Genomic DNA, 21304 nt, shown 5'->3' on the forward strand with positions numbered 1-21304 from the left:
CCCTTTTGAAAATTCTCGATAGCATTCATGTGCCAGCCAGAAAAACTGTCGTTTCAGCCATGATTGATGAATTTAAGATACTGATCGAAGAGTATAAAATATCAGTGTTTGCACCAGAAATGAAAACCATCTGTAAGGTTTCAGAAAAAAGATTAGTCAAGAAAATTCAAGAGATTCACGAACAGCTTTAGGAGCCGAATAACTTATTTCTTTTTTTTGTAGCATATTTCTGCATCAGAGGGGCGAACATAGCTTGGAGAGGCGGAAGCTGGGTTTAAAAAGTTGTTGGAGTGCCATTGGCCAATGGCTAACATTCCAACAGCAGAAGCTCTTGGATAACAGATCTCGTGGGGGGCAAATGAAGCCATGAGTCCCAAACTATCTTGAAGTTCTGTTTTGTAGAGCAGAGAACCATCGCCGACAAACAAAACCGGCTCAGAAATTGTTTGGTAAATTGAGGCTATTGGAACTGAAAGCAGTTCGCTGCATCGATCGAGTTGTTGGGCAGAGCTGGTGGTATAAAATGCAGCAAAAACCTCTTTTTTCCTGGCATCAAGCATTGCACAGATAAGGCTGCTGGTCATGCCAACCTGAGCAGCTAAGGCATCCAGAGTATTGATCCCAATCAATGGCTTCTGAGTGGCAAAGGCCAGCCCTTTTGCTGTAGTGAGTCCTATTCGAATACCTGTGAAACTTCCAGGGCCCAGACTAATGGCGATTGCATCAACATCTTCAATCTTGAGTGAGGCATTTTCAAGTACAGTATCAATGGCGCCTAGCAGGCGCCTGGAGTGTGTGGTTGGGGATGTTATTGATAGTTCTGCCAGGCAAATGTCTGGTGATACAATCGCGACACTGCCGCACATTGTTGAGTTTTCAATTGCGAGAATCAGTGGTGGTTTGAGAGATGAGATGCCGTGTCGAGCCATGATGTACTTTAAAAGTGATCTGCTGGAGGAGTGATCACTGTGATAAAATTCTGGCGAAATCATTGTAAAAGACAAAAAACATCAGTGATACAAGGAGAACCAGGCCAATTTGCTGAAGTATTTCTTGTGATCGCATACTCATAGGCTTTCGGCGTAATGCCTCGACAGAGAAAAATACAAGATGACCACCATCAAGAATTGGAATAGGAAATAAGTTAATAACGCCCAAGTTTACACTCAGCACGGCCATAAACGATAAAAGATTGAGCCATCCAGCTTCAAGTTGTTGACCTGCCATTTGAGCAATAAGAATCGGCCCGCCAATTTCAGAGGCAGGTACCACTCTTTGCACAATCTTCACAAGGCTCATAACGGTAAGGTATATATAAAACCATGTCTGTTCTAAGCCGACCATGAAGGCTTCAGGTAGAGTTGCTTTTTCATAAGTGACGTCATCATTCTTAGTTATGCCCATCAAATAACGTGTTTCGACCGCTTCACCAAAGATATTTTTTACTTCAGACTTGTCTGGTGTACCGATTAAAACTATTGACTCACCGTTACGCTCGACTGTGATGCGAAGTTCCCTGCCATTGCTTGATCGTATCGACTCGGATACATCCTCCCATTCAACAGTTGGGGTATCATCAATGGCTTTAATAATGTCGCCGGTCGTAAATCCGGCCTTTTGGGCCGGCGAGTCTGGAGACACCGTGCCAATTGTGGTCCCGGGAATAGGGTGAGGCATACCCATGTATGCAATGATAAAAAAGAAAATTAAAACGGCGGTCAATAAGTTAAATAAAGGTCCTGCCAGGACAACTAAAAAACGCTGTATGACGGGTTTTTCTGAGAAGGAACGTGACTTGTCATCATCAGTAAGCTCCTCTCCGGACTGTTCTCCAAGCATTTTGACGTAACCGCCCAATGGAAAGCAACCAATCCGGTACTCGGTTTCCCCGAACTGTTTGGCAATGATTTTGGGGCCAAATCCTAATGAAAATTTTAGCACTTTAATGCCGAAGAGTTTAGCGGTAATAAAATGGCCAAACTCATGCACGAAAATAAGCACACCTAAAACGAGTATAAAAGAAAAAACTGAGTTCATAGTTTATTAGAATTTCATGTAAGTAATGGATGATTTGATAGGTCTGGTGTTGGTATTTCCAGACCCTGTTTTTGTCTATTGTTCATCATAAAAGCTTCTATGATTGACTCGGCTTGAATACGAGAAGAAAGATCGGCCTCGATTATGGTCGTGAGGTCGGGTGAATTTACGTTTCTTGTGCGTTGCATGGTCTCAGCAACACACAGGGCAATCTCAGGAAAACGAATCCTCTCGTTTAAAAACGCATCAACGGCAATTTCATTGGCGGCGTTGAGTACTGCAGGCATAATCCCACCGAGTTTGCAGGCTTGATAGGCTAATTTAAGGGCAGGAAATTTATTGAAGTCTGGAGCCTGAAAGGTCAAATTCTGATTAGCCAATTGTAGTCCTGGTAAATTGAGTTTAACACGTTCGGGATAGGTCAAGGCATAGGCAATGGGAATTTTCATGTCTGTCACTCCCATTTGTGAGACAATCGAACCATCAATATATTCAACCATAGAATGGATAACACTCTGGGGATGAACAATAACCTCTATATGTTCCAGCGGCATATCGAAAAGCCACTTTGCTTCAATAACTTCGAGGCCTTTATTCATCAATGTTGCTGAGTCTATTGATATCTTACGACCCATCTCCCAGTTGGGATGATTTAAGGCATCTTGAGGCGTAACACTCCATAAATCTTTTGCTGATCTGTTAAGAAACGGGCCACCAGAGGCAGTTAATATCAGTTTTTTCACATCTTCTTTGCGGCCAGCAGACAGAGCTTGAAAAATAGCGTTGTGCTCACTGTCGACCGGTAATAGGCGAATATTCCCATGATTAACTGCATCCATGATGAGTTGGCCAGCCATTACCAGTGTTTCTTTGTTGGCTAAAGCAATGTCTTTGCCGGCCAGAATCGCCGCAATTGTGGGAGCAAGGCCTGCGGCACCAACGATTGCCGAGACAACCATGTCGCAACCGGGCAGGGAAGCGACCTCTTCAGCGCCTTTCATACCAGAAACAATTTTACTGTGCCACTCGGGGCTAAGTGCAGATCGGAGACTAGCAGCATCCTCAGGGTCTGATACGGAGATAAGGGTGGGATGAAACGCCTGAATCTGATCTTTTAGCAGGGTTATGTTTTTACCAGCCGACAGACCAACGACACGAAATCGTGACGGGTACTGTTTAACAACCTCAAGAACATTCCTGCCGATTGACCCGGTTGAACCTAGTATCGATAAATGTTTAATCATCGTCAGAGACTGTGGTGGCTAGTACATAAAGCCTAAATAGATAAGGTAGAACATAGCTGGAGCTGAGGCCAAAATAGAATCAATTCTGTCAAGTATACCACCATGCCCTGGCAGAATCGAGCCTGAGTCTTTAGTGTTATTGGATCGTTTTATAATTGATTCGGCTAGATCGCCGCAAACGCCAATGAGGGTAATAACAAGGGTAAGAAGCACAATTTTTAAAGTGGTCTGGTTTTCTAAAAATAATACCCTGTAAATTAAAGCAAAAAAAACACTACAGGCCAGGCCACCCACAAGCCCTTCAATGGTTTTGCCCGGGCTTATTGCGGGACAAAGTTTATGTCTGCCAAAATTAGATCCTGTGTAGTAGGCACCTGTATCGGAGGCAATTGTTATCGTGGTTAAAAGGCCAAGCCAATAAAAACCATCTTCTAAAGTTATCAAAAGCGGGATGTAGGATGCACAAAGACCTATGAAAAGAAGACCAGTAGAGCTTTTCAGTATGAAAAGATCTTTAGGGGAATCGCCTCGATTTGGCAAAAAGAAAGCTATCACTACGAAAATAAGTGATGCAAATAGTAGCGCTGGCAGCAAATAGTCTGCTGAAGACTGATAAACGGACAGAAGAGGTAAGCTACTGATTAAGGCGATTGTTGTTCGAGTGGATACAGAGTACTGGGGCAAGCAGATTTTAAAATACTCAAATAGACCGATCACTCCAATACCATATACAAAAATCCATAGCAGCGTATAGGATTGAAGAATGAGAGTGCTCCCCCAGATTAGGGCGGCAACAAGACCTGTAAGTAGTCTGTTCATTTTTTAGTTTATTGCGTGCTGTGGATTACGAATATTTTGCTTTGATAACTTGATCACCAGTGCGACCAAAACGTCTTTGTCTACTTTGAAAATTATAGATAGCTTCTATCAGATTCTCTTTTCTGAAATCAGGCCAATGTGTGTCTGTGATATAGATTTCAGAGTAAGAAGCCTGCCACAGAAGAAAATTACTGAGACGCGACTCACCGCCAGTCCGAATTATAAGGTCAGGGTCAGGAAGGCCATGTGTGCCTAAATGATCGTTGATCGTAGTTTCGCTGATGTCATGCAGGTCAAGTTCACCGGCAAGACATTTTTGGCAGATATCTTTAACAGCCACCGTAATTTCGTTTCTACTACCGTAACTCAGAGCAAGATTAAGAACAAGGCCACTATTCTCAGAAGTTTTATTTATAGTATCTTTAAGTACTTTTAGTACATCCTTAGGCAATTTTTCAATTTGGCCAATAGTTTGAAGTTTAATGTTATTGTCGATTAAGTTGTTGATCTCTTTTTTCAGGTACGACTTTAACAGTGACATTAACGCTTTAACTTCAAGTGCTGGTCTATTCCAGTTTTCGGTTGAAAAGGCATAAAGGGTAAGTACTTCAATACCGAGTTCGCGAGATGACTTTACGATGTTTTGAACAGATTCGACACCTATTTTGTGTCCAACTGTTCTTAATAAACTTCTTTTTTGAGCCCAACGGCCATTGCCATCCATGATAATGGCGATGTGCTTTGGAAGGGTGCTGATTTCGAGGTCAGATTGGTCTGGCATAATGCCTTAATTTGAAAGAGTCGTAATATGTGAATTTGGAAAGATAGTTTCCGATTTTCCTGTTACAGAAGAAAAAACTGTCTGCTCTTGAACTAAGGCAGTGGTGGCTAAACAGCCATAACTTCAGTCTCTTTGTCAGCCATTATTGCGTCGATCTGTTTTATGTAGTTATCAGTTTCTTTTTGAGCACTCTCTTGTAATGAGAAAAGTTCGTCTTCGGAAATTTCTTTGTCTTTTTTCTGCTTTTTCAAAATGTCAATAGCATCGCGTCGATGGTTACGGATAGCAACGCGGAAATCTTCGCTTGTCTTTTTTACCTGCTTCACAAGAGTTTTACGTCGATCTTCTGTGAGTTGAGGAATTGATATACGTATTACTTTGCCGTCGTTAGCTGGTGTTAAGCCTAAGTTTGCTTTTTGGATCTCTTTCTCGATGGGACCAATTAGCTGAGTATCCCAGGGTTGGATCATAATGAGGCGATTTTCCGGAATAGTAAGTGTCGCAACTTGATTTAAAGGCATTTTGGAGCCATAAGAGTCAACTTTAATTCCATCAAAAAGTGATAGAGAGGCGCGACCAGTTCGTATTTTTGAGAGATCGCGGCGATATGCATCAATGCTGCCTTCCATCTTATCGCTCATTTTTGATATTATATCGCTCATGTTTTGTCTCCATTGATAATCGTGCCTATTTTTTTACCGCATACCGCATTGGTAATATTGCCCGGGGTATTCATGTTAAAAACCATAATTTGTATGTTGTTATCCATTGCTAACGATATGGCTGTTGAATCCATCACTTTGAGTCGTTTACTCAGGACTTCGGCATAAGTAAGTTGGTCATACCGTACGGCATTTGGATCTTTTAGTGGATCTCGATCGTAAACGCCATCGACTCTTGTTGCTTTACATACTACCTGAGCGTTAATCTCCAGGCCGCGCAGGACTGCTGCAGTGTCGGTAGTAAAGTAGGGGTTGCCACTTCCGGCGCCAAAAATCACAACACGATTTTTGTTGAGATGGTGCTCGGCCTGGTGGCGTGAATATGATTCACAAACAAGGGGCATCGGTATGCTTGATAAAACTCTGGTTTCGACACCAGCGGCAGTAAAGGCATTTTCAAGTGCTAAGGCATTCATAACAGTTGCGAGCATTCCCATGTTATCTGCTGAAACACGGTTCATGCCTTTCGACGCCCCTGAAACGCCACGGAAGATATTGCCAGCACCTATAACCACACCAACTTGAACGCCTGTATCAACAAGACTCTTCAATTCGCCGGCAACGTATTCTAATGTTTTATCACATATACCGTAATCAGCTTCTCCCATTAAGGCTTCACCGCTTAACTTAAGTAATATCCGATTATAGTGTGATTTCATCAGAATCTCCGAATCTTCAAGATTAAAAAAAAGCGGCAAAAAAAGAAGCAAATCCGGTTTTAATAGTGGTTTATTCAGCCACTATTAAAACCGGATGGAAGGGGAGTTACTCTTGGCCAACCTGAAGACGAACATATTTTTTGATGGAAATGTTCTCGCCCATTTTTGCAATCAGTTCATTAAGCTTGTCATGAATAGTAAGGTCAGGATCTTTTACAAATTTCTGCTCAAGCAAACAGCTTTCAGCAAAAAATTTATCGAGTTTACCCGCTATAATTTTTTCAAGAATATTTTCAGGTTTTCCTGAATCAAGTGCCTGTTGTCTGTATATGTCTCTTTCTCGTTCCAGAAGTTCGGCAGGAACATCGTCGCGACTCATTGAAACTGGATTAGTTGCAGCTATTTGCATAGCAACATCTTTTGCAAAGTTAATAAAGTCATCAGTTTTGGCAACAAAATCAGTTTCACAGCCGAGTTCGACCATAACGCCCAGTTTACTGCCGCCGTGAATATAGGTTTCAATAACACCTTCACTCGTTGCTCGGCCAGCTCTTTTTGCTGCAACAGCCAGACCTTTTTGGCGAAGGAAATCAATTGATTTTTCCATGTCACCATTGTTTTCCTGAAGGGCTTTTTTGCAGTCCATCATGCCTGCATTAGTTTTGTCGCGAAGTTCTTTTACCATTTTACTTGTGATAGTCACAATTATACCTCGTAAATAATATGCTTTATAATGTTAACACTCTGAAGTTAAACCCTTAATGAAACAGAATAGAAAATAGCGCAACTATTCAGCTGAAGATGCTTGGGCCTGCTCAGCTGCGTTTGCAGCAGCAATTGCTTCAGCCGCTGCCGCTGCAACGAGTTCTTGTTCTGTTACTTCAGGAGTTTCATCAACTCGATTGTTTTTGCCTTCAATAGCCGCATCTGCAATCTTGGAAACAATAAGTTTAACAGAACGTAGCGCGTCATCGTTACCGGGAATAAGGAAATCAATCCCGTCAGGACTACAGTTCGTATCTGTTAAGGCAATGACCGGAATGCCAAGTCGGTTGGCTTCATTAATCGCAATGTTTTCTCGCTTAGGATCGATAATGAATATTGCTGAAGGCAAACTCTTCATGTTTTTTATGCCGCCAAGAGTCTTTTCAAGTTTAACAAGCTCTTTTTCCATGTGTAAGGCTTCTTTCTTCTTATACTGATTGATGGTGCCGTCCTCACGCATAGCTTCGATGCTTTTCATACGATCAACACTTTTCTTGATGGTTTGAAAATTTGTAAGCATACCACCCAACCATCTGTGGTTGACAAAGAACATGCCGCATCGCATGGCTTCTTCTTTGATTATTTCCTGAGCTTGCTGTTTTGTGCCTACAAACAAAATGTTGCCGCCTTTGGCCACAGTTTTGTAAATGTAGTCATGAGCAGCGTTATACATTGGTAATGTTTTGTCGAGATTAATGATGTAGATTTTGTTTCGTGCCCCAAAAATGTAGGGTTTCATTTTTGGGTTCCAGCGTTTGGTCTGGTGACCAAAATGTAATCCAGCGACGAGCATCTCTTTCATTGTAATGTTGGACATGTGATTCTCCTTTTGAGTTTTTGGTTTATCCTCCATCCCCGGCTAAAATTCATAGCTACCAACCCTGTTATGAGGGCACCAAAGGCGTCTTGTGGGATGTGTGTAATTTGAAACACGTTCTTTTACCACTTGTGGCAATCTTTTTCAAGATTGAATTTACTTCATTTGTAGTAGCTGGTACTCTTTTTTTATCATTTATAATTTTGCAGGAGGTTACTGGATGGGGCGTTTCGGAGTATTTTTAGATCGTGATGGTACAATTAACGAACAGATGGGCTATATCAACCATATTAGTCGTTTTATTCTTCTTGATGGTGTTGCCGAGGCTATTGCCAGATTAAATAGTCTCGACATACCTGTTTTTGTAGTGACAAATCAGTCTGGACTGGCAAGAGGCTATTTCCCTGCCAGTCTGCTCGATCAGGTGCATGATACAATGAAACTAATGCTGGATAAAGCTGGTGCACAAGTGGATGGCATATATGTTTGCCCGCATCACCCAGAGGCAAAAGAGGAACAGTATCGGTTAAAATGCGATTGCCGGAAGCCAAGCCCAGGACTTCTCAATCAGGCCGCCCAAGAACATGGTATTGATCTGCACAACTCGTATGTGATTGGTGATAGATGGTCTGACTTGAAAGCAGCAGCTACGGTTGGGGCGAAGGGGATATTCGTTCTGACTGGGTACGGCAAAGGTGATTATGAATATATTGGGCCTGGCCAAGTTATTAAACCTGATTATGTTGCTGAAAATTTATCTTCTGCCGTTGATTGGATACTTTTACGTGAAAACATCAAGTAAAGTCGAAATATAAGAAAAATAGTAGTTGTAATTAGATGTAATTCATTGATAGAATTTACTGACAAAATAATAAGTTACGGCTAAGCTGTAATTCTAATTACTGGATAATTTAACGCAAATATGTACACCTCACAGTACCTGCTAAAAATGTCAATTTTTGGATTGAGACAAGGCCTTAGGTCTTACAGTTTAAGAGTTTTTTTTAGTGGGTTGATCATCCTGGCAGTTGCCGTACAGGCTTATGCCGATGAAAATCAATTTTATACCGTGTTGGCGGGCAGTTATAGTTCTGTAGAAAGTGCGGAACAGGACTATGAACGATTGCAAAACAATGTTGCCGAATCCTTACAACATGCTTTGCGTATCGAGTTGGTGGGCGGATACTATACTATCCGAGTAGGTCAATTTCTTGAGCATACCGCCGCTGAACAGTTATTGCCGGCCATTGAAAAATATTTTAAGGGTGCGCGAGTTCTTAAAGCTTTTATTCGTACTGAACGAGTTTTGAAAAGTAATGGCCCATTAGTAAGTAACAGCTCTTTGCCGTCAAAACAGCTATCAAATGAACTGATGGAGCAGTTGGCAGGAGAAAAGTTTTATACAGTACAGTTTGGAAGTTTTAGTCTGGAAGAATCGGCCGCTGAAGAGTTTGAACGGCTACGTGCCATGTTTATCAATGAACCGCTTCCGTGGCTGCGAATAGAAAAAATTCAGAGCTTTCACACCATCAGAGCCGGGAAATTTAAAGCTGAGAGGACGGCTGATGATTTTGCTAGCTATTTATCTGAAAAAAATAGCCACTCTTCGGTTTTACGGGCTTATATAAAGCCTGAACGTCTGGTGAGTGTTCTTTGGCATAATGGTGAGGGCGGATGGGAGGATAAACCTACCGAGCAGATAGCCAGTGATTTGCAAGAAATAGTAGTTGTTGGTGGTGAAAAAGAAGAGACTGCGCCTGACGAAGAACTACCGTTGGCAGTGACTTTAGCTGAAAGTACGGATTTGCCTGAAACCGTTGTCCTGCAAGATTTAGCTGAAACTACAGATTTGCCTGAAACCGGTGCCAGGCAAGACAACAATGCTTCTGTCGTTAAGATGCTTGTGCCTGACAAGAAGAAACAAAAAGTTACTAAGACGCAAAAAGATCTGCTGAATAGTTTAGATGTTGATCCCGGCCAGGAGTTTTTTACTGTCCAGATTGCCAGTTTCTCGGAAGCGGCTTTGGCAACCATCGAATATGAATCATTTCTGTCTCGTTTAAGCCCTGTATATTTTGAGCAGCTACGTATTGAATTCATAAAAGGTTTCTTTACTGTACGTGTTGGTAAGTTTGATAGACGTGCCCCATCGCAAGAGTTATTGGACGCAATCAAGTCGTATTACCCTCAGGCCTCGGTTATTTATGCCTACATAATTCCTCAAAGGATTCAACGTCTCTACGGGGACGATAGTGCCCAGATATTCTCTCAACAAATATATGAGGATCTGCCGGGTCACGATGCTCTGCAAGAAGACAATAAGAGTGTTGATGAAGAGATTGATTTAGTTGACACCGAAAGAAAATTAGATGGGGACACTGATGATGTTATTTTAGTTACCCCTGCAAATATTGAACTGCCTGTTGAAGATATCAAGGTAAATGGTGCAGAAGACACCGTGGTTGAAAAGCCGATGCTGGAGGGTTCTGCTGAGAGTGGAGATCCCGAGCCGACTATCATTGATTCTGAGCAAACGTTGTTGGATGGCTTTGTTGAAGCCGATGATCAGGTTGCAACGCTCAATAGATCTGAGGAGGAATCCTCTGAAGATACTGCTGAAGATACTGCTGAAGAAAAAATTCCCGAATTTACCTATGAGGTGTTAACCGTTCTAACCAAAGATGATAAGGGCGAGAACATCAGAATGCCTTCTTCGTTGTTTTATGACAATAGTACTGATGAACTTTATTTGATCAACGGTGTCAACAATCGACTTATTATATATGGCCCTGACTTTTTCCCTCAAAACTCGATTGGCAAGGGTAGGGGACTTGATTCTCCTCTGAGTGGTTATTTTACCAACGATGGTAAAGTTTTTGTGACTCAGGCTGGCACACCGACCTCCAAGCCACGGTTAACCTTGTTAAACACAGCCTTCTTTCCCGAAAAAGAGCTGCTTATGCAGGATATACCCGAAAGTGATAATTTTATTCCTCAGAATCTTGCATTAGCTAAAGACAATAGTATGTATATCACTGGATTGAGCTCCAGGCGAATCCTGGTGTTGGACAAAAATGGATCGTTTAAAAAATGGTTTAGTGTTGCTGTTGATAAACGTGGCGATTATGTCTTTAGTGATGCCACAGAACCAGACGATATAGCAGAGATTAAGGATATTGAAATTGATCCTGATGGCAATATAATAGTTCTTAGCGAATCGACTTCAAAGGTATATGTTTTTGATTCTGAGGAACGATTTCTTTTTGCCTTTGGTAAAAAAGGAGGCGCTGAAGGTAAATTAAGTAGGCCTCGGGCTGTTGCCTTCGATTCTAATCTGCGCTGCTTTTATGTGGTTGATTATATGCGTCACACCGTTTTGATCTATGATATTAATGGTGAGTTTAAGTATGAGTTTGGTGGTCGTGGTTGGGGGCCGGAGTGGTTTAACTATCCTGTGGATATTGTAATTGGCCGCCAAGGCAACGTGGTTGTGGCTGATTTTTTTAACCAGCGCGCCCAAGTTTTTGAAGTTAAATATCGAGACGCATTTCCAGAGAAATCAGCCGAAAAATGGGGTTTGCCCCAAAGGTAAGCAGTATGGCATCAATTCTTATTATTGAAAAAGAACAGGAGTGGCGAGATTTCCTTGGTGAGTCGTTATCTGGAAACTACCAGATAAGTTACTGCACAGCTAGTAAGGACTTGGGCCAGAAGATAAAGCTGGTTCATTTTGATGTAATTTTACTTGATCTTGGTGATGGAGAGGGGAAATTTCTTAATATTATTTCCGAGGTCAAGCGTGATCTGCCTTTTACTCCTGTGATTATAACCTGTCGTACTGAAAAAGCTGAATTAGTTGTAGCGGCGGTTAAACAGGGAGCTTTTGATTTTGTTATTAAGCCCTATACGGCAACAAAGATCAAAGTCTCACTCGAAAAAGCGCTTGAAAACGTAAGCCTGAAAAACGAGATCGATTATCTGAGACGCGAACAAGATGTCATTTATGACATTAACAAAATTATTGCTCACTCATCATCTATGAAGCAGGTAATTGTTGATATTCGTAAGTTTTCAAAAACAGACTCAACGATTTTAATGACAGGTGAAACCGGAACAGGAAAAAGCCTTTTGTCGGGGGCCATTCATTATAACAGTTTACGCCGTGGCAAGCCTTTTGTAACAATAAATTGTGCTAATATTCAGGAAACATTGCTTGAGTCTGAACTTTTCGGACATGAAAAAGGGGCATTTACTGGCGCGGATAAGCTGCGAATTGGACGATTTGAACAAGCCAATGGCGGCAGCATCTTTCTTGATGAAATTGGCGAAATGAGCTTGGCCTTACAGGCAAAATTGTTACGAGTTATTGAGGATAAGGCCTTTGAGCGAGTTGGTGGCAATCGAACAATTCACTCAGATGTCCGCATCATTGCGGCAACAAACAAGAATCTTGAAAAATTAGTTGCGAATGGTGAGTTTAGAGAAGATCTTTTTTATCGCATAAACGTGTTGCCAATTCGTCTTCCGGCTCTCCGCAACAGAAAAGAGTGTCTTGTGCCACTGTCGTATTATCTCCTCGATAAGATTGGCAGATCAATGCATAAAACTATAACTGGGTTTTCTGATCCGGTACTGCGGTCAATTAAGGCATATTCATGGCCAGGAAATATCAGGCAGTTGGCCAATACAGTTGAGAGAGCATTGCTTCTAGAGGAAAATTCTGTAATTCATGATTCAAGTTTTTTTCTGCCCGTTGAAGTATCAAGTGACAACAGAAGTGATGAATCTGTTCCTGCCGTTTTTGTTCCTCCCGAACGTCATACCCTCATCGACAGCGAGAAGGATAGAATTATTCAAGCCCTGGAAGAGTCTCTTTGGATACAAAAAGATGCTGCCCTGCTGCTTGGTATAAGCCCTCGTGTCCTTAATCACAAAATTAAAAAATTCGGTATTACTCATTCGCGCTGGCGTAGAAACAGATAGGCCTGTTGTCGATTGTAATTACAGTCCTGTAATTGAAGTTACATGTTTTGGCGTATGATACAATGTGGCTCATCTCCCTGCATATTTCAAATAAACATTTTCTTGTCTAACTTACCGAAAATACGTACTTAATATTGTTTGCTCAGCATTGCCTGTTGTGTGGCATGGTAGTTGCTTATAATAGTAATCAAAATGCCAGTCACTGTTAACAATCCATTTTAGGGGTTCAAAAAGTGACAGACCTAAAAAGGAGGTCAGGAAATGACATGCAAGTTAAATAAAATAATTCCTGCTTTGATTGTGACTGCAACCACAGGTTTTTTGTTATCTGTGGCTGTCGATGCCGAAGCGGCGTCTGGTGTATGTTCTAATTGCCATGTAATGCATGCCAGTGAGGCAGGTACCGCTGCGGCTACTGCCAACGATACCTTGCTTCGAAGTACCTGCATTGGTTGTCATACCAAAGATAACGGTACTGGTGTTACAATAGCAGGTGACGGCACCCCAGGTGTACTCCATAATGGAGTTGCCGCCAATAGTATGCTTGCTGGTGGAAACTTTAAGTATTCCGACACTGTTCTGGGAGATCAAACTTATGGGCATAATCCTTATGTGTCAGGCGTTATAGCTGCTGACACCCGTTATACAACCGCAAACCCTCCTGGCTGGAAAGCAACTGGTTTTTCTGCCAACGGTCAGGTTGGTGGTGGTAGCCCCGATTGGACTAATGGTTCAAATTTATTAACCTGTGCAGGTGTATATGGCTGCCATGGCTTGCATACCGCAGATGAACTTAATGGTGCCCACCATGCTAATAAGACTGGAACAGATATTGATGGCAGTACAGTTGGATCAAGTTATCGATTTTTATATGGCATAATAGGATGGGAAGATCCCAACTACGAACTTAATGCGACAGCTGCCAATGGTGATCACAATGTTTATTACGCCGTTGATCGCTCTGGAGGTGACGATGATGTTACCACTACCGCAAACAATTCAAAAACGATCAGCTATTTTTGCGCAGAGTGCCATGGTATTTTTCACAGTGGAGCTGCCAACGAAGGTGTAAGTAATGATGCAAGTATGACTAGTCCGTGGATTCGGCATCCTTCTGATGTGGTAATGCCTATTGGGCCTTCCTCATCCGGTGACTTTGATGAATTGGCCGCCTATGATCCAAATGTTCCGCTTGGGAGTAGTACTGTAGGTGATGGAACCTTTGTGGTTGGTGCTGTTGCTGACCGAATAGTCATGTGCTTATCGTGCCACAGAGCCCATGCCAGCCCATATCCAGCTTCATTACGATGGGATTATACCGAAATGGTTGCAGGAGATAATTCAAAGAGCGGTGGCTGTTTTGTGTGCCATGATGCCAAAAATGATTGAGTTTGAAAATAGTTGTTTTAGGTGCCGCTAGATAACTAACAGATTTATTAGTATTTCTAACCCTGCTCAGCTTGCTGAGCAGGGTTTTTTTATAAGAAATAACTTGCTTTTCAAAAAGCCTAATTGATAAAATAAACTGTAATGAAATCATTTAGTTATAAAAACTAAATGGAATGGGCAGGATTCTAACTTTTTGTATTCGATTGTGTGTATGAATGAAACATGTTCTTAGATTGATTTTGCCATTGTTGATAGCAAGCAATTTGTGCGGTCTGGCACGCTCTGAGAGCCTTTCATTGACTGGTGATTGGGGGTATCAGGACACCAATAGTGCAACAGATCAACAATCTGAAAATTACTCTGTGGATTTTGTCAAACATATTAACCTGACAGAGGCAATGTCTCTTTCTACAACTGTTAATTTTAATCGATCAAAGCAAGAGACTGTTACTCGTGAAAATATATCCCCCTCCATAAGTTATCTCGTTACTAATGATTTGTTTGTTTTGAATTTATCAGGTACGGCGGGTGAAGAGTTTAATTCAAAAAATTCAGAGAACAGTTCAAAAGCTTTAGCAGTAAACTGGGCCTCAGCCTGGAAAAAAGATAAATGGATTCCTTATGTAGGGCTAAATTATAATCAGAGCTGGTCTGAAGATGATCAGGAAGTTAAAGCCATTAACACAGAAAGTTCCAGCAGCGGACTAAACCTTGCTTGGGATTTTTTTCCGTCAAAACTTTTTTACACCTATAATATAAATGAAAGTCATAATAAGGTCACTGAAGGCAAGAGCCAAAGCGATACTCACTTTGCACGTTTTAATACGGAACGATCTTTTTTAGACGAGAAAATTTCGGTCTCGTTTTCGCAGCAATATAATACTACCACAAGTAAAAATCGACTTGCTGTTTCTTCTGGAGTTGCCATGTTGCCGATCGCAACCAGTGGTTTCGGGCAGGAAAGAAACCCTCCCGGAGGCAACTACTCTTTGCCAACCCTGCCTGGACTAACTGATGGAGATACAACTGATAGTGTGGTTACGACTGTCGATGATGCTGCACTCATGCAGATTGCTTTCAGGACAAATTATCAAACAGTAACGACGCTCTATTTGTATACCGACGCCGTCTTACCTATTGCCACTTACAGTGCCTTCAGCTGGGACCTTTATTCAAGTGCAGGAAACCTTACTTGGACTCTGGAGCAATCCGGGCTAACCGCAACCTACAACACAACCTATGGTCGCTTTGAAATTGATGTCTCAGGCTATTCTCGAAATTTTTTAAGTGTGGTTGCTGTTAGCGATGCAGGTGCCACATTAGTGACTTTCAGTGAGATTGAGTTATATCAAGAAATAGCTGCAACCGGCAGCACTACCCTGGTTCAAAGTCGTTCCGAAAATCACTCAACCAATGTAAATCTAAATTTTCAGCTTAAACCGGATTTGCGTTTATCGTCTAATTTTTCATATAATCTAAATGAGAGTTCAACGAGTGTCAGTGCTAATTCTACTGACGTTAACAGTAGTTTGAGCTGGAATCCTACAAATGATTTAGCGGTGCGGCTCAATGGAGGGGTTACTTCAAGCAGTGCAGGTAATTCGCTGGAAGATCAGACTCGTACTTACGGGTTAAGTGTTTCTTTTCCGCCATTACCGACTGTCGATTCGTCGTGGGGAGTTACACTTACCGAAACCTATGAGGGGACCCATCATCTGACCTCTGGCTATAATTATTCAATGCAGCTGGTTGCAGATATATATGAGGATCTCACTGCACGTTTTAATGGGTCTTTTGCACAAAATGATAATATCCAAGAAAATTCAATCGACAGCACAACAAGCTCGCAAATCAATTTTACCGCCAGGCTTGTACCCGGATTGGTGGCAGGGATATCGTCGAATTACTCAAAGACATCTGGTCAGCAGTGTACAATTGATGGGGGGGGAAACATTCATTGGAGATTATCTGAAATGCTTTCAATTACGGCAAATTACGCACATGCATGGGCCAGCACCGACACTTCGTCAATGGGGCTTGGTTTTAATGTTGCTTTAACGCGAAATATGCAGGTCTCCTTTTCCCACAATAGATCCATTAGCCCGGAATCGACACATACGACGAGCATGGATTGGAAATGGACGATTAGTCAATATATCTCAATGCTTACCTCCGGTTCATATCAGAATGGACAGGGGTCTGAATCATGGAATGTGACAGGGCGATTAAATGCACGATTTTCTGTAATGTGAAGTATGCACTTTACCATTAAGGGTTGATTATGAAAAATGTATTCTGGATTGTTCTTATTTTTTCAACGTTGTTGAATGGTTGTGGAAGCAAATCCAACATGGAGTATTTTTTGCGTGACGATGTTGATATCGGTTATGTAAGTCGTATTGCTGTTGTTCCTTTTGAAAACAATAGTAGAGATCAATATGTGGCTCCGCGAGTTCGAGATCTGGTAATCACTCAAATATTGTCCTACAAAATATTTGATGTTGTCGATAAGGGTCTGGTTGACAGTGCTTTGCGCGAAGAAGCGGTTGATTTATCGAAAGCACCAATGGATGCAGCGCTCATTAAACGAGTTGGGCAAAGAATGAATGTGCAGGCCTTTTTAATGGGAACTATTGATTTGTCTGAAAAGGTGCAACGTGGCACTGTTTCATATCCGCAATTGTCAATTACACTTAGGCTTGTCGACATACACACCGGAATGATATTCTGGCAGGTTAGCGGCAACAGGACTGGTGATTCACTGGGCAAACGATTGTTTGGTTTAGCCCATGATGATGAGTTCAAGGTCTCTCTGGGTTTGATACGGCAGCTTTTAAATACATTACCTGATCCAGAGAGGGCCGCTTTTGAAATTGAGGGTGATAGTGATGGAAAAGAAAATTCCAATGAAATACTTATCGATGGTGATGATAATCTGCTCATTGTGCCACAGGATAATGATCAAGGATAGTTTCGGTCATCTTTAAATTGTTTTAAGTAGTGGGGATGTTAGATTGGTAACGTTACCGTTACCAGTGCCTGCAACATTAAAAAAAGCCTGAATTACACTCAATTTCAATTGTGTAATTCAGGCTTTTTTTGTTTTGCCAGTAGTTGGCGAAATATAGTTTATTGTTACCATAACTATCAAGAATTACAGGGTAAATTCGATGAAGAAAACTATGGTGTGAAATTTTATAGGTTTGGAATATTTATTGCAATTATTAATTGATGGAAATAGAAATTTACTGGGAGCACTATGTTTTCATCTAAAAACAGATATATGGCATTTATTTTGGTATTGCTGACTGCATGCATGTGGTGCGGAAATGCCAGTGCGATAACTGTTGCTGTGTTTCCTGTAGATGATCTTAGCATGGGACATAACAGTGTGAACAAGGAAATCTCTCAGTTCTTGGTGGATGAAATTTCTAAAAAGGGTGTTGAAATTATTGAGCCTCAAAAAATATTTGAATATATGAGTCAGAAAAACATAAAACAAGTTGGTCACTTGGAAACGAAAGATATTATGGGCGCAAGGGTCGCTCTTAGTGCTGATCTTGTGATATTAGCGAGTGTTTGCCAGAAAAGCCTGGATCCGTCTGCGCTTGGCGTCTCTATTCAACTGATCAGAACAAGCGATGGGAAAACCATCTGGGCTAATACTGCAGCGGTAAGTCGAGGAAGTGAGCAACGATTTCTCGGAACAAAAACGCCGAAGACCATTGATGACATTAAGCCTATTGTCGCAAGTAAACTTTTCTCTGGATGGCCTGCGGATCTGGATTTTACAGCTGGACAAGAGCTAGCTGGCCTTCAAGTAGCCGCAGTTAAAGAAACAACATATCTTGAGGTTGACTCTGTTTTTTTTAGTCCAAAAGTTGTTAGGCCTGGGCAGGAAGTAAAATGTACTATCCGTTTTAAATCGACGGCTAATCAATCAAGCGCTGCTAAAGTATTCATTAAGGTTGGCAATCGGGTGCATTTAGCCTCCTCCGATGACGGTGTGTACTATAATGCTGCATGGGTTGGTTCTGGGTCTAAACAGGGTTCAAGTGTTGAGATTGCGATGAATGAGTCCTCGCCGACAGTATTAAACGAGGTCTGGAGTGGGGATGTTGTTGATGCGGATTATCCTGTCAGCCTTATTCTTGATTGGCCTTCAGGTAAGCGTGATGAGTCTTTCTTGGGATCGTATGTGGTCGACAGCCGACCACCTGACGTTTCGATGAGAGTTCAGGGTAAAGTCATCAACGGAATGGTTAGTTTCCGAGATGAAATTCCAATTACAATCCACTTTAAACGGAGTGAACCTGTAAAAAAATGGGAGTTTGAGGTTGTCGATAAAAATGGAGATACCGTCCTTCGTGAAAGAGGAAGTTCAATGCCCCCAGATTTTAAATGGCGAGGACAAAATGGTAAAAACCTACGATCTGACAGCGGAATATATACAATCAGCATGAAGGTTTGGGATAGGGCCGGTAATGTTGGTGTTGCCAGAGAAAATGTTCGTTTATTAGATCTGAAACCAGTAGTTGCAATTAATATTGAAAAAAGTGACAATAATACACTGTATGCTTCATTAATCTCAAACGATAATATCCCCGTTATGTCATGGCGGATGGAACTGTGGGATCATGATAATCAACTGTTAAAAACTTTTAAGGGGCAGACTCTTCCTGTGAAATTCAGCTTACCGACATTCAATGATAGCGTTGACAAAGAAAAAATTGCCTGTATTCTCAAAGTAGATGATCTGCTTGGCAGTAAGTCATTTACCAAATATAAAAACATTTTCTCTCAAGTCTCTGACGAATCCGATGATGATCAAGGTTCACTCGATTCTGCTATTGAATCAGATGATTGGCATGCTGATTTTTGATTTTCTATGCCTTTGCCTTCTCCTAAGTTTACCTACACGTTATTTTTATTCTGCTTCTTCTTGTCTTCTCTCCCTGGTTGTGTTTCTCCATCTAAAATACCAGAGATCCAGCAGTTGAATCGATTGCCGCGCAGCATTTGCAAAATAGCCGTACTTCCTTTTCTAAACGAAAGTGAATATCCTCGCGGGGACATAATTTTTTATAGAATATTTATGGCAGAACTAAATAAGGGCCAAGAGTACTTAATTGTTCAAGAAGGTGATGTCCGTAAAATATTTAGACAAATGCGTATTTCTCCCAAAAGCAACCCGAATCTTGAGCAATTACAGATTCTTGCTGATCGACTGAGTGTCGATGCGCTTGTAGTTGGTAAAATAATATCGATGGATGAATTACAAGGACCTTTGCTCACTGAACCAGAGCTTGCTGTCGATATACAGCTTGTTGATGCATCTTCTGGCAAGATAATTTTAACGACCTACCATGCCAGGAAAGGAGAGGATTTTCGTAAGGTAATGCATTTTGGACTTGTTAATACTTTAACTGAGCTTTCTGGTAATGTTGCCCACGAAATAATTGAAATATGGAAAGAAAAGGGTTTGGCCAAATGTTACGAATAATTTTCATAAATATCCTGTTTTTACTCTGTTTGTTTCATTCAAGCCCTTTGTTTGCAGAGTTTGATGATGACAAGATTGTATTACGTATTGATAGCACAAACTATACGGTTTCTGATTTTAAAGCGTGGTGGGAACGATACCGGGATGATCAAGATCAGAAAATTGAAGGGATTGACACCTATCTGGAGTGGCTTTTGTTGCTTAAAGAAGCCAAGACAATGGAGCTTGATTCTTTAGCTGAGTATCGTCGGAAGGTAGATGTTTTTATTAAATCAAGGACGTTGATGCTCTTGCAAAATGATGAAATTGATTCAAAAATTGACCTTTCTGACAGTCGTCTGTACGATCAATATCTGCAAGAGTATGTGCCGAGAAGACTGGTGGCATTAGTTGAATGCTCAAACAGTTCCAGTGCTGATAAGTTAATTCGTAGTATTGGCTTAAAATCAAATATTTCTCATATAAGTGAATTTGCAGCCCAGAATCAGGATTCTTGTCGAGTTCACTCGCCACAGTGGTTGCGCCCGAACACCACTCCTGAAGCATGGAAAGGGCTTCTTGACAATATGGACTCGAACAGTATTTCAACACCTTTTAAGCTGGACAATACCGAAGTTGGAGTTTTGTTTGTTGAAGAGCAGGTTGGGGCAGAACAAACAGATTTCATGCAAAAAAAAGGTGATATTCTTTACAGATTAAGAAAGGAACTATCACAAAATCTGACTGAACAGTTGATCATTCGTTTGAGAAAGAAATATAATGTACGTGTTAATAAAGAGTTGATCGATGCGATTGACTTGTATTCACCGGATGAAACAGTGCTAAATGAGATAGTAATTTCCTCTGATAGAAGCAATGTAACTGTCCAGTATTTTATCGATCAATGTCTTAAACACATCTCAATGTTTGAAAACAAAAAACGAAATAATCGCAATGATCAAGATGGCGTAAAAAATCAAATACTTAACGCAATGATCGCAAATTCCTTGGTTTCGTGGGAGGCAATGGATCGAGACTATCAGAATAAACCACCTTTTAAAGATGAGTTACTCTTTCATAAACAGTATAGACTTGTAAAAGATTTTGAGAAGCGCTTGTATGGTGACATCTCAGTCGATCAAAATGAAATTAATCAATATTACAGTGATAATCGAAGTGATTTTATTACTCCTGAAAAGGTGAGAATTGTGTTGCTCCAGGGCACGAATGAGGCAATTTTTAATGTCTGGACCAGAACGCTTACTGGTGGAGAACTGATGGAAGAGGCTGACAAACTTGGGGTGTCTGTCAGTATGGGGTCAGATATAGCATTGCCCATTAATCATTTTCAGTCCGAAACATTGTATGTTCTCAAAGCCTTAAATGAAGGAGATATAAGCGCTCCATACATTGAAAATGATACTACAAAATTGCTGAAACTTCTATCTCGCACAGAAAGCGGCGTCGCACCTCTCGAAAAGGTGCAAAATGAAATTGTCGAAATATTGATAAAACAAAAAAAAGATGGTGTTCGTGCCAAGTTTTTAGATAATATGAGGGAGAAAACTAATATTAAAATAGAGTAACTATTCAGGGCCACCTCATC

The 21304-nt window shown here is 41.2% G+C and carries 19 protein-coding genes; 10 read left to right on the forward strand and 9 right to left on the reverse strand.

The window, feature by feature from the left end:
- Positions 1-191 (forward strand): DUF3418 domain-containing protein (locus HQK80_01355; protein MBF0220871.1); only part of this gene is annotated, 191 nt, incomplete at its 5' end.
- 12 nt (positions 192-203) lie between these two features.
- On the opposite strand, the gene tsaB is transcribed toward HQK80_01355, so the two are convergent.
- The 9 genes from tsaB to rpsB form a co-directional block, all read right to left on the reverse strand.
- Entirely contained in the window at positions 204-929 is a 726-nt protein-coding gene (tsaB, locus tag HQK80_01360; protein ID MBF0220872.1) for a tRNA (adenosine(37)-N6)-threonylcarbamoyltransferase complex dimerization subunit type 1 TsaB, read from the reverse strand.
- Positions 930-963: 34 nt separating this feature from the next.
- On the reverse strand, positions 964-2037 hold the full coding sequence (gene rseP / locus HQK80_01365; protein MBF0220873.1) for an RIP metalloprotease RseP: 1074 nt from the start codon (positions 2035-2037) through the stop codon (positions 964-966).
- 14 nt (positions 2038-2051) lie between these two features.
- On the reverse strand, positions 2052-3281 hold the full coding sequence (locus HQK80_01370) for a 1-deoxy-D-xylulose-5-phosphate reductoisomerase (GenBank protein ID MBF0220874.1): 1230 nt from the start codon (positions 3279-3281) through the stop codon (positions 2052-2054).
- Between the two features lie 18 nt (positions 3282-3299).
- Positions 3300-4100 carry a phosphatidate cytidylyltransferase gene (locus HQK80_01375; protein MBF0220875.1) on the reverse strand — a complete coding sequence of 267 codons (801 nt, stop codon included), beginning with the start codon at positions 4098-4100 and terminating at the stop codon, positions 3300-3302.
- A gap of 25 nt (positions 4101-4125) precedes the next feature.
- Positions 4126-4881 carry an isoprenyl transferase gene (locus tag HQK80_01380; protein ID MBF0220876.1) on the reverse strand — a complete coding sequence of 252 codons (756 nt, stop codon included), beginning with the start codon at positions 4879-4881 and terminating at the stop codon, positions 4126-4128.
- Between the two features lie 107 nt (positions 4882-4988).
- The gene (gene frr, locus HQK80_01385) at positions 4989-5543 is read right to left on the reverse strand and encodes a ribosome recycling factor (protein MBF0220877.1); all 555 of its coding nucleotides are present in this window, start codon (positions 5541-5543) and stop codon (positions 4989-4991) included.
- Entirely contained in the window at positions 5540-6265 is a 726-nt protein-coding gene (locus HQK80_01390; GenBank protein ID MBF0220878.1) for a UMP kinase, read from the reverse strand. The genes frr and HQK80_01390 overlap by 4 nt, the downstream gene beginning before the upstream one ends.
- 103 nt (positions 6266-6368) lie before the next feature.
- Complete coding sequence (gene tsf, locus HQK80_01395; GenBank protein ID MBF0220879.1) at positions 6369-6947, reverse strand: translation elongation factor Ts; 579 nt, start codon at positions 6945-6947, stop codon at positions 6369-6371.
- Between the two features lie 102 nt (positions 6948-7049).
- Positions 7050-7844, reverse strand: coding sequence for a 30S ribosomal protein S2 (rpsB, locus tag HQK80_01400; GenBank protein MBF0220880.1), 795 nt, complete (start codon positions 7842-7844; stop codon positions 7050-7052).
- Positions 7845-8064: 220 nt separating this feature from the next.
- Here rpsB and HQK80_01405 point away from each other — a divergent pair, with 220 nt between their 5' ends.
- The 9 genes from HQK80_01405 to HQK80_01445 all read left to right on the forward strand — a co-directional run bounded on the left by HQK80_01405 (position 8065) and on the right by HQK80_01445 (position 21284).
- The gene (locus tag HQK80_01405; protein ID MBF0220881.1) at positions 8065-8646 is read left to right on the forward strand and encodes an HAD family hydrolase; all 582 of its coding nucleotides are present in this window, start codon (positions 8065-8067) and stop codon (positions 8644-8646) included.
- Between the two features lie 210 nt (positions 8647-8856).
- Complete coding sequence (locus HQK80_01410) at positions 8857-11436, forward strand: SPOR domain-containing protein (protein MBF0220882.1); 2580 nt, start codon at positions 8857-8859, stop codon at positions 11434-11436.
- A 5-nt stretch (positions 11437-11441) separates the two neighbouring features.
- Positions 11442-12827, forward strand: coding sequence for a sigma-54-dependent Fis family transcriptional regulator (locus tag HQK80_01415; GenBank protein MBF0220883.1), 1386 nt, complete (start codon positions 11442-11444; stop codon positions 12825-12827).
- A 261-nt stretch (positions 12828-13088) separates the two neighbouring features.
- A complete protein-coding gene (locus HQK80_01420) occupies positions 13089-14216 on the forward strand; it encodes a cytochrome c3 family protein (GenBank protein MBF0220884.1) in 1128 nt (375 codons plus the stop codon).
- 215 nt (positions 14217-14431) lie between these two features.
- The gene (locus HQK80_01425) at positions 14432-16468 is read left to right on the forward strand and encodes a hypothetical protein (protein ID MBF0220885.1); all 2037 of its coding nucleotides are present in this window, start codon (positions 14432-14434) and stop codon (positions 16466-16468) included.
- 29 nt (positions 16469-16497) lie between these two features.
- Positions 16498-17187, forward strand: a complete 690-nt coding sequence (locus HQK80_01430; GenBank protein ID MBF0220886.1) for a hypothetical protein — start codon at positions 16498-16500, stop codon at positions 17185-17187.
- A gap of 312 nt (positions 17188-17499) precedes the next feature.
- Complete coding sequence (locus HQK80_01435; protein MBF0220887.1) at positions 17500-19098, forward strand: hypothetical protein; 1599 nt, start codon at positions 17500-17502, stop codon at positions 19096-19098.
- Positions 19099-19311: 213 nt separating this feature from the next.
- Positions 19312-19719: a hypothetical protein gene (locus tag HQK80_01440; GenBank protein MBF0220888.1), complete on the forward strand. Its 408-nt coding sequence runs from the start codon at positions 19312-19314 to the stop codon at positions 19717-19719.
- On the forward strand, positions 19707-21284 hold the full coding sequence (locus tag HQK80_01445; GenBank protein MBF0220889.1) for a peptidyl-prolyl cis-trans isomerase: 1578 nt from the start codon (positions 19707-19709) through the stop codon (positions 21282-21284). Before HQK80_01440 ends, HQK80_01445 begins: the two co-directional genes overlap by 13 nt.
- Positions 21285-21304 lie beyond the last annotated feature (20 nt).

The sequence above is a fragment of the Desulfobulbaceae bacterium genome, from assembly GCA_015231515.1.
GTDB lineage: Bacteria > Desulfobacterota > Desulfobulbia > Desulfobulbales > VMSU01 > JADGBM01.

What these genes read in the sequence shown, in the direction of transcription:
- tsaB (MBF0220872.1), bottom strand. Translation starts at nt 929, where the DNA reads ATGGCTCGACACGGCATCTCATCTCTCAAACCACCACTGATTCTCGCA.
- rseP (MBF0220873.1), bottom strand. Translation starts at nt 2,037, where the DNA reads ATGAACTCAGTTTTTTCTTTTATACTCGTTTTAGGTGTGCTTATTTTC.
- HQK80_01370 (MBF0220874.1), bottom strand. Translation starts at nt 3,281, where the DNA reads ATGATTAAACATTTATCGATACTAGGTTCAACCGGGTCAATCGGCAGG.
- HQK80_01375 (MBF0220875.1), bottom strand. Translation starts at nt 4,100, where the DNA reads ATGAACAGACTACTTACAGGTCTTGTTGCCGCCCTAATCTGGGGGAGC.
- HQK80_01380 (MBF0220876.1), bottom strand. Translation starts at nt 4,881, where the DNA reads ATGCCAGACCAATCTGACCTCGAAATCAGCACCCTTCCAAAGCACATC.
- frr (MBF0220877.1), bottom strand. Translation starts at nt 5,543, where the DNA reads ATGAGCGATATAATATCAAAAATGAGCGATAAGATGGAAGGCAGCATT.
- tsf (MBF0220879.1), bottom strand. Translation starts at nt 6,947, where the DNA reads ATGGTAAAAGAACTTCGCGACAAAACTAATGCAGGCATGATGGACTGC.
- rpsB (MBF0220880.1), bottom strand. Translation starts at nt 7,844, where the DNA reads ATGTCCAACATTACAATGAAAGAGATGCTCGTCGCTGGATTACATTTT.
- HQK80_01405 (MBF0220881.1), top strand. Translation starts at nt 8,065, where the DNA reads ATGGGGCGTTTCGGAGTATTTTTAGATCGTGATGGTACAATTAACGAA.
- HQK80_01415 (MBF0220883.1), top strand. Translation starts at nt 11,442, where the DNA reads ATGGCATCAATTCTTATTATTGAAAAAGAACAGGAGTGGCGAGATTTC.
- HQK80_01420 (MBF0220884.1), top strand. Translation starts at nt 13,089, where the DNA reads ATGACATGCAAGTTAAATAAAATAATTCCTGCTTTGATTGTGACTGCA.
- HQK80_01425 (MBF0220885.1), top strand. Translation starts at nt 14,432, where the DNA reads ATGAAACATGTTCTTAGATTGATTTTGCCATTGTTGATAGCAAGCAAT.
- HQK80_01430 (MBF0220886.1), top strand. Translation starts at nt 16,498, where the DNA reads ATGAAAAATGTATTCTGGATTGTTCTTATTTTTTCAACGTTGTTGAAT.
- HQK80_01435 (MBF0220887.1), top strand. Translation starts at nt 17,500, where the DNA reads ATGGCATTTATTTTGGTATTGCTGACTGCATGCATGTGGTGCGGAAAT.
- HQK80_01440 (MBF0220888.1), top strand. Translation starts at nt 19,312, where the DNA reads ATGGCAGAACTAAATAAGGGCCAAGAGTACTTAATTGTTCAAGAAGGT.
- HQK80_01445 (MBF0220889.1), top strand. Translation starts at nt 19,707, where the DNA reads ATGTTACGAATAATTTTCATAAATATCCTGTTTTTACTCTGTTTGTTT.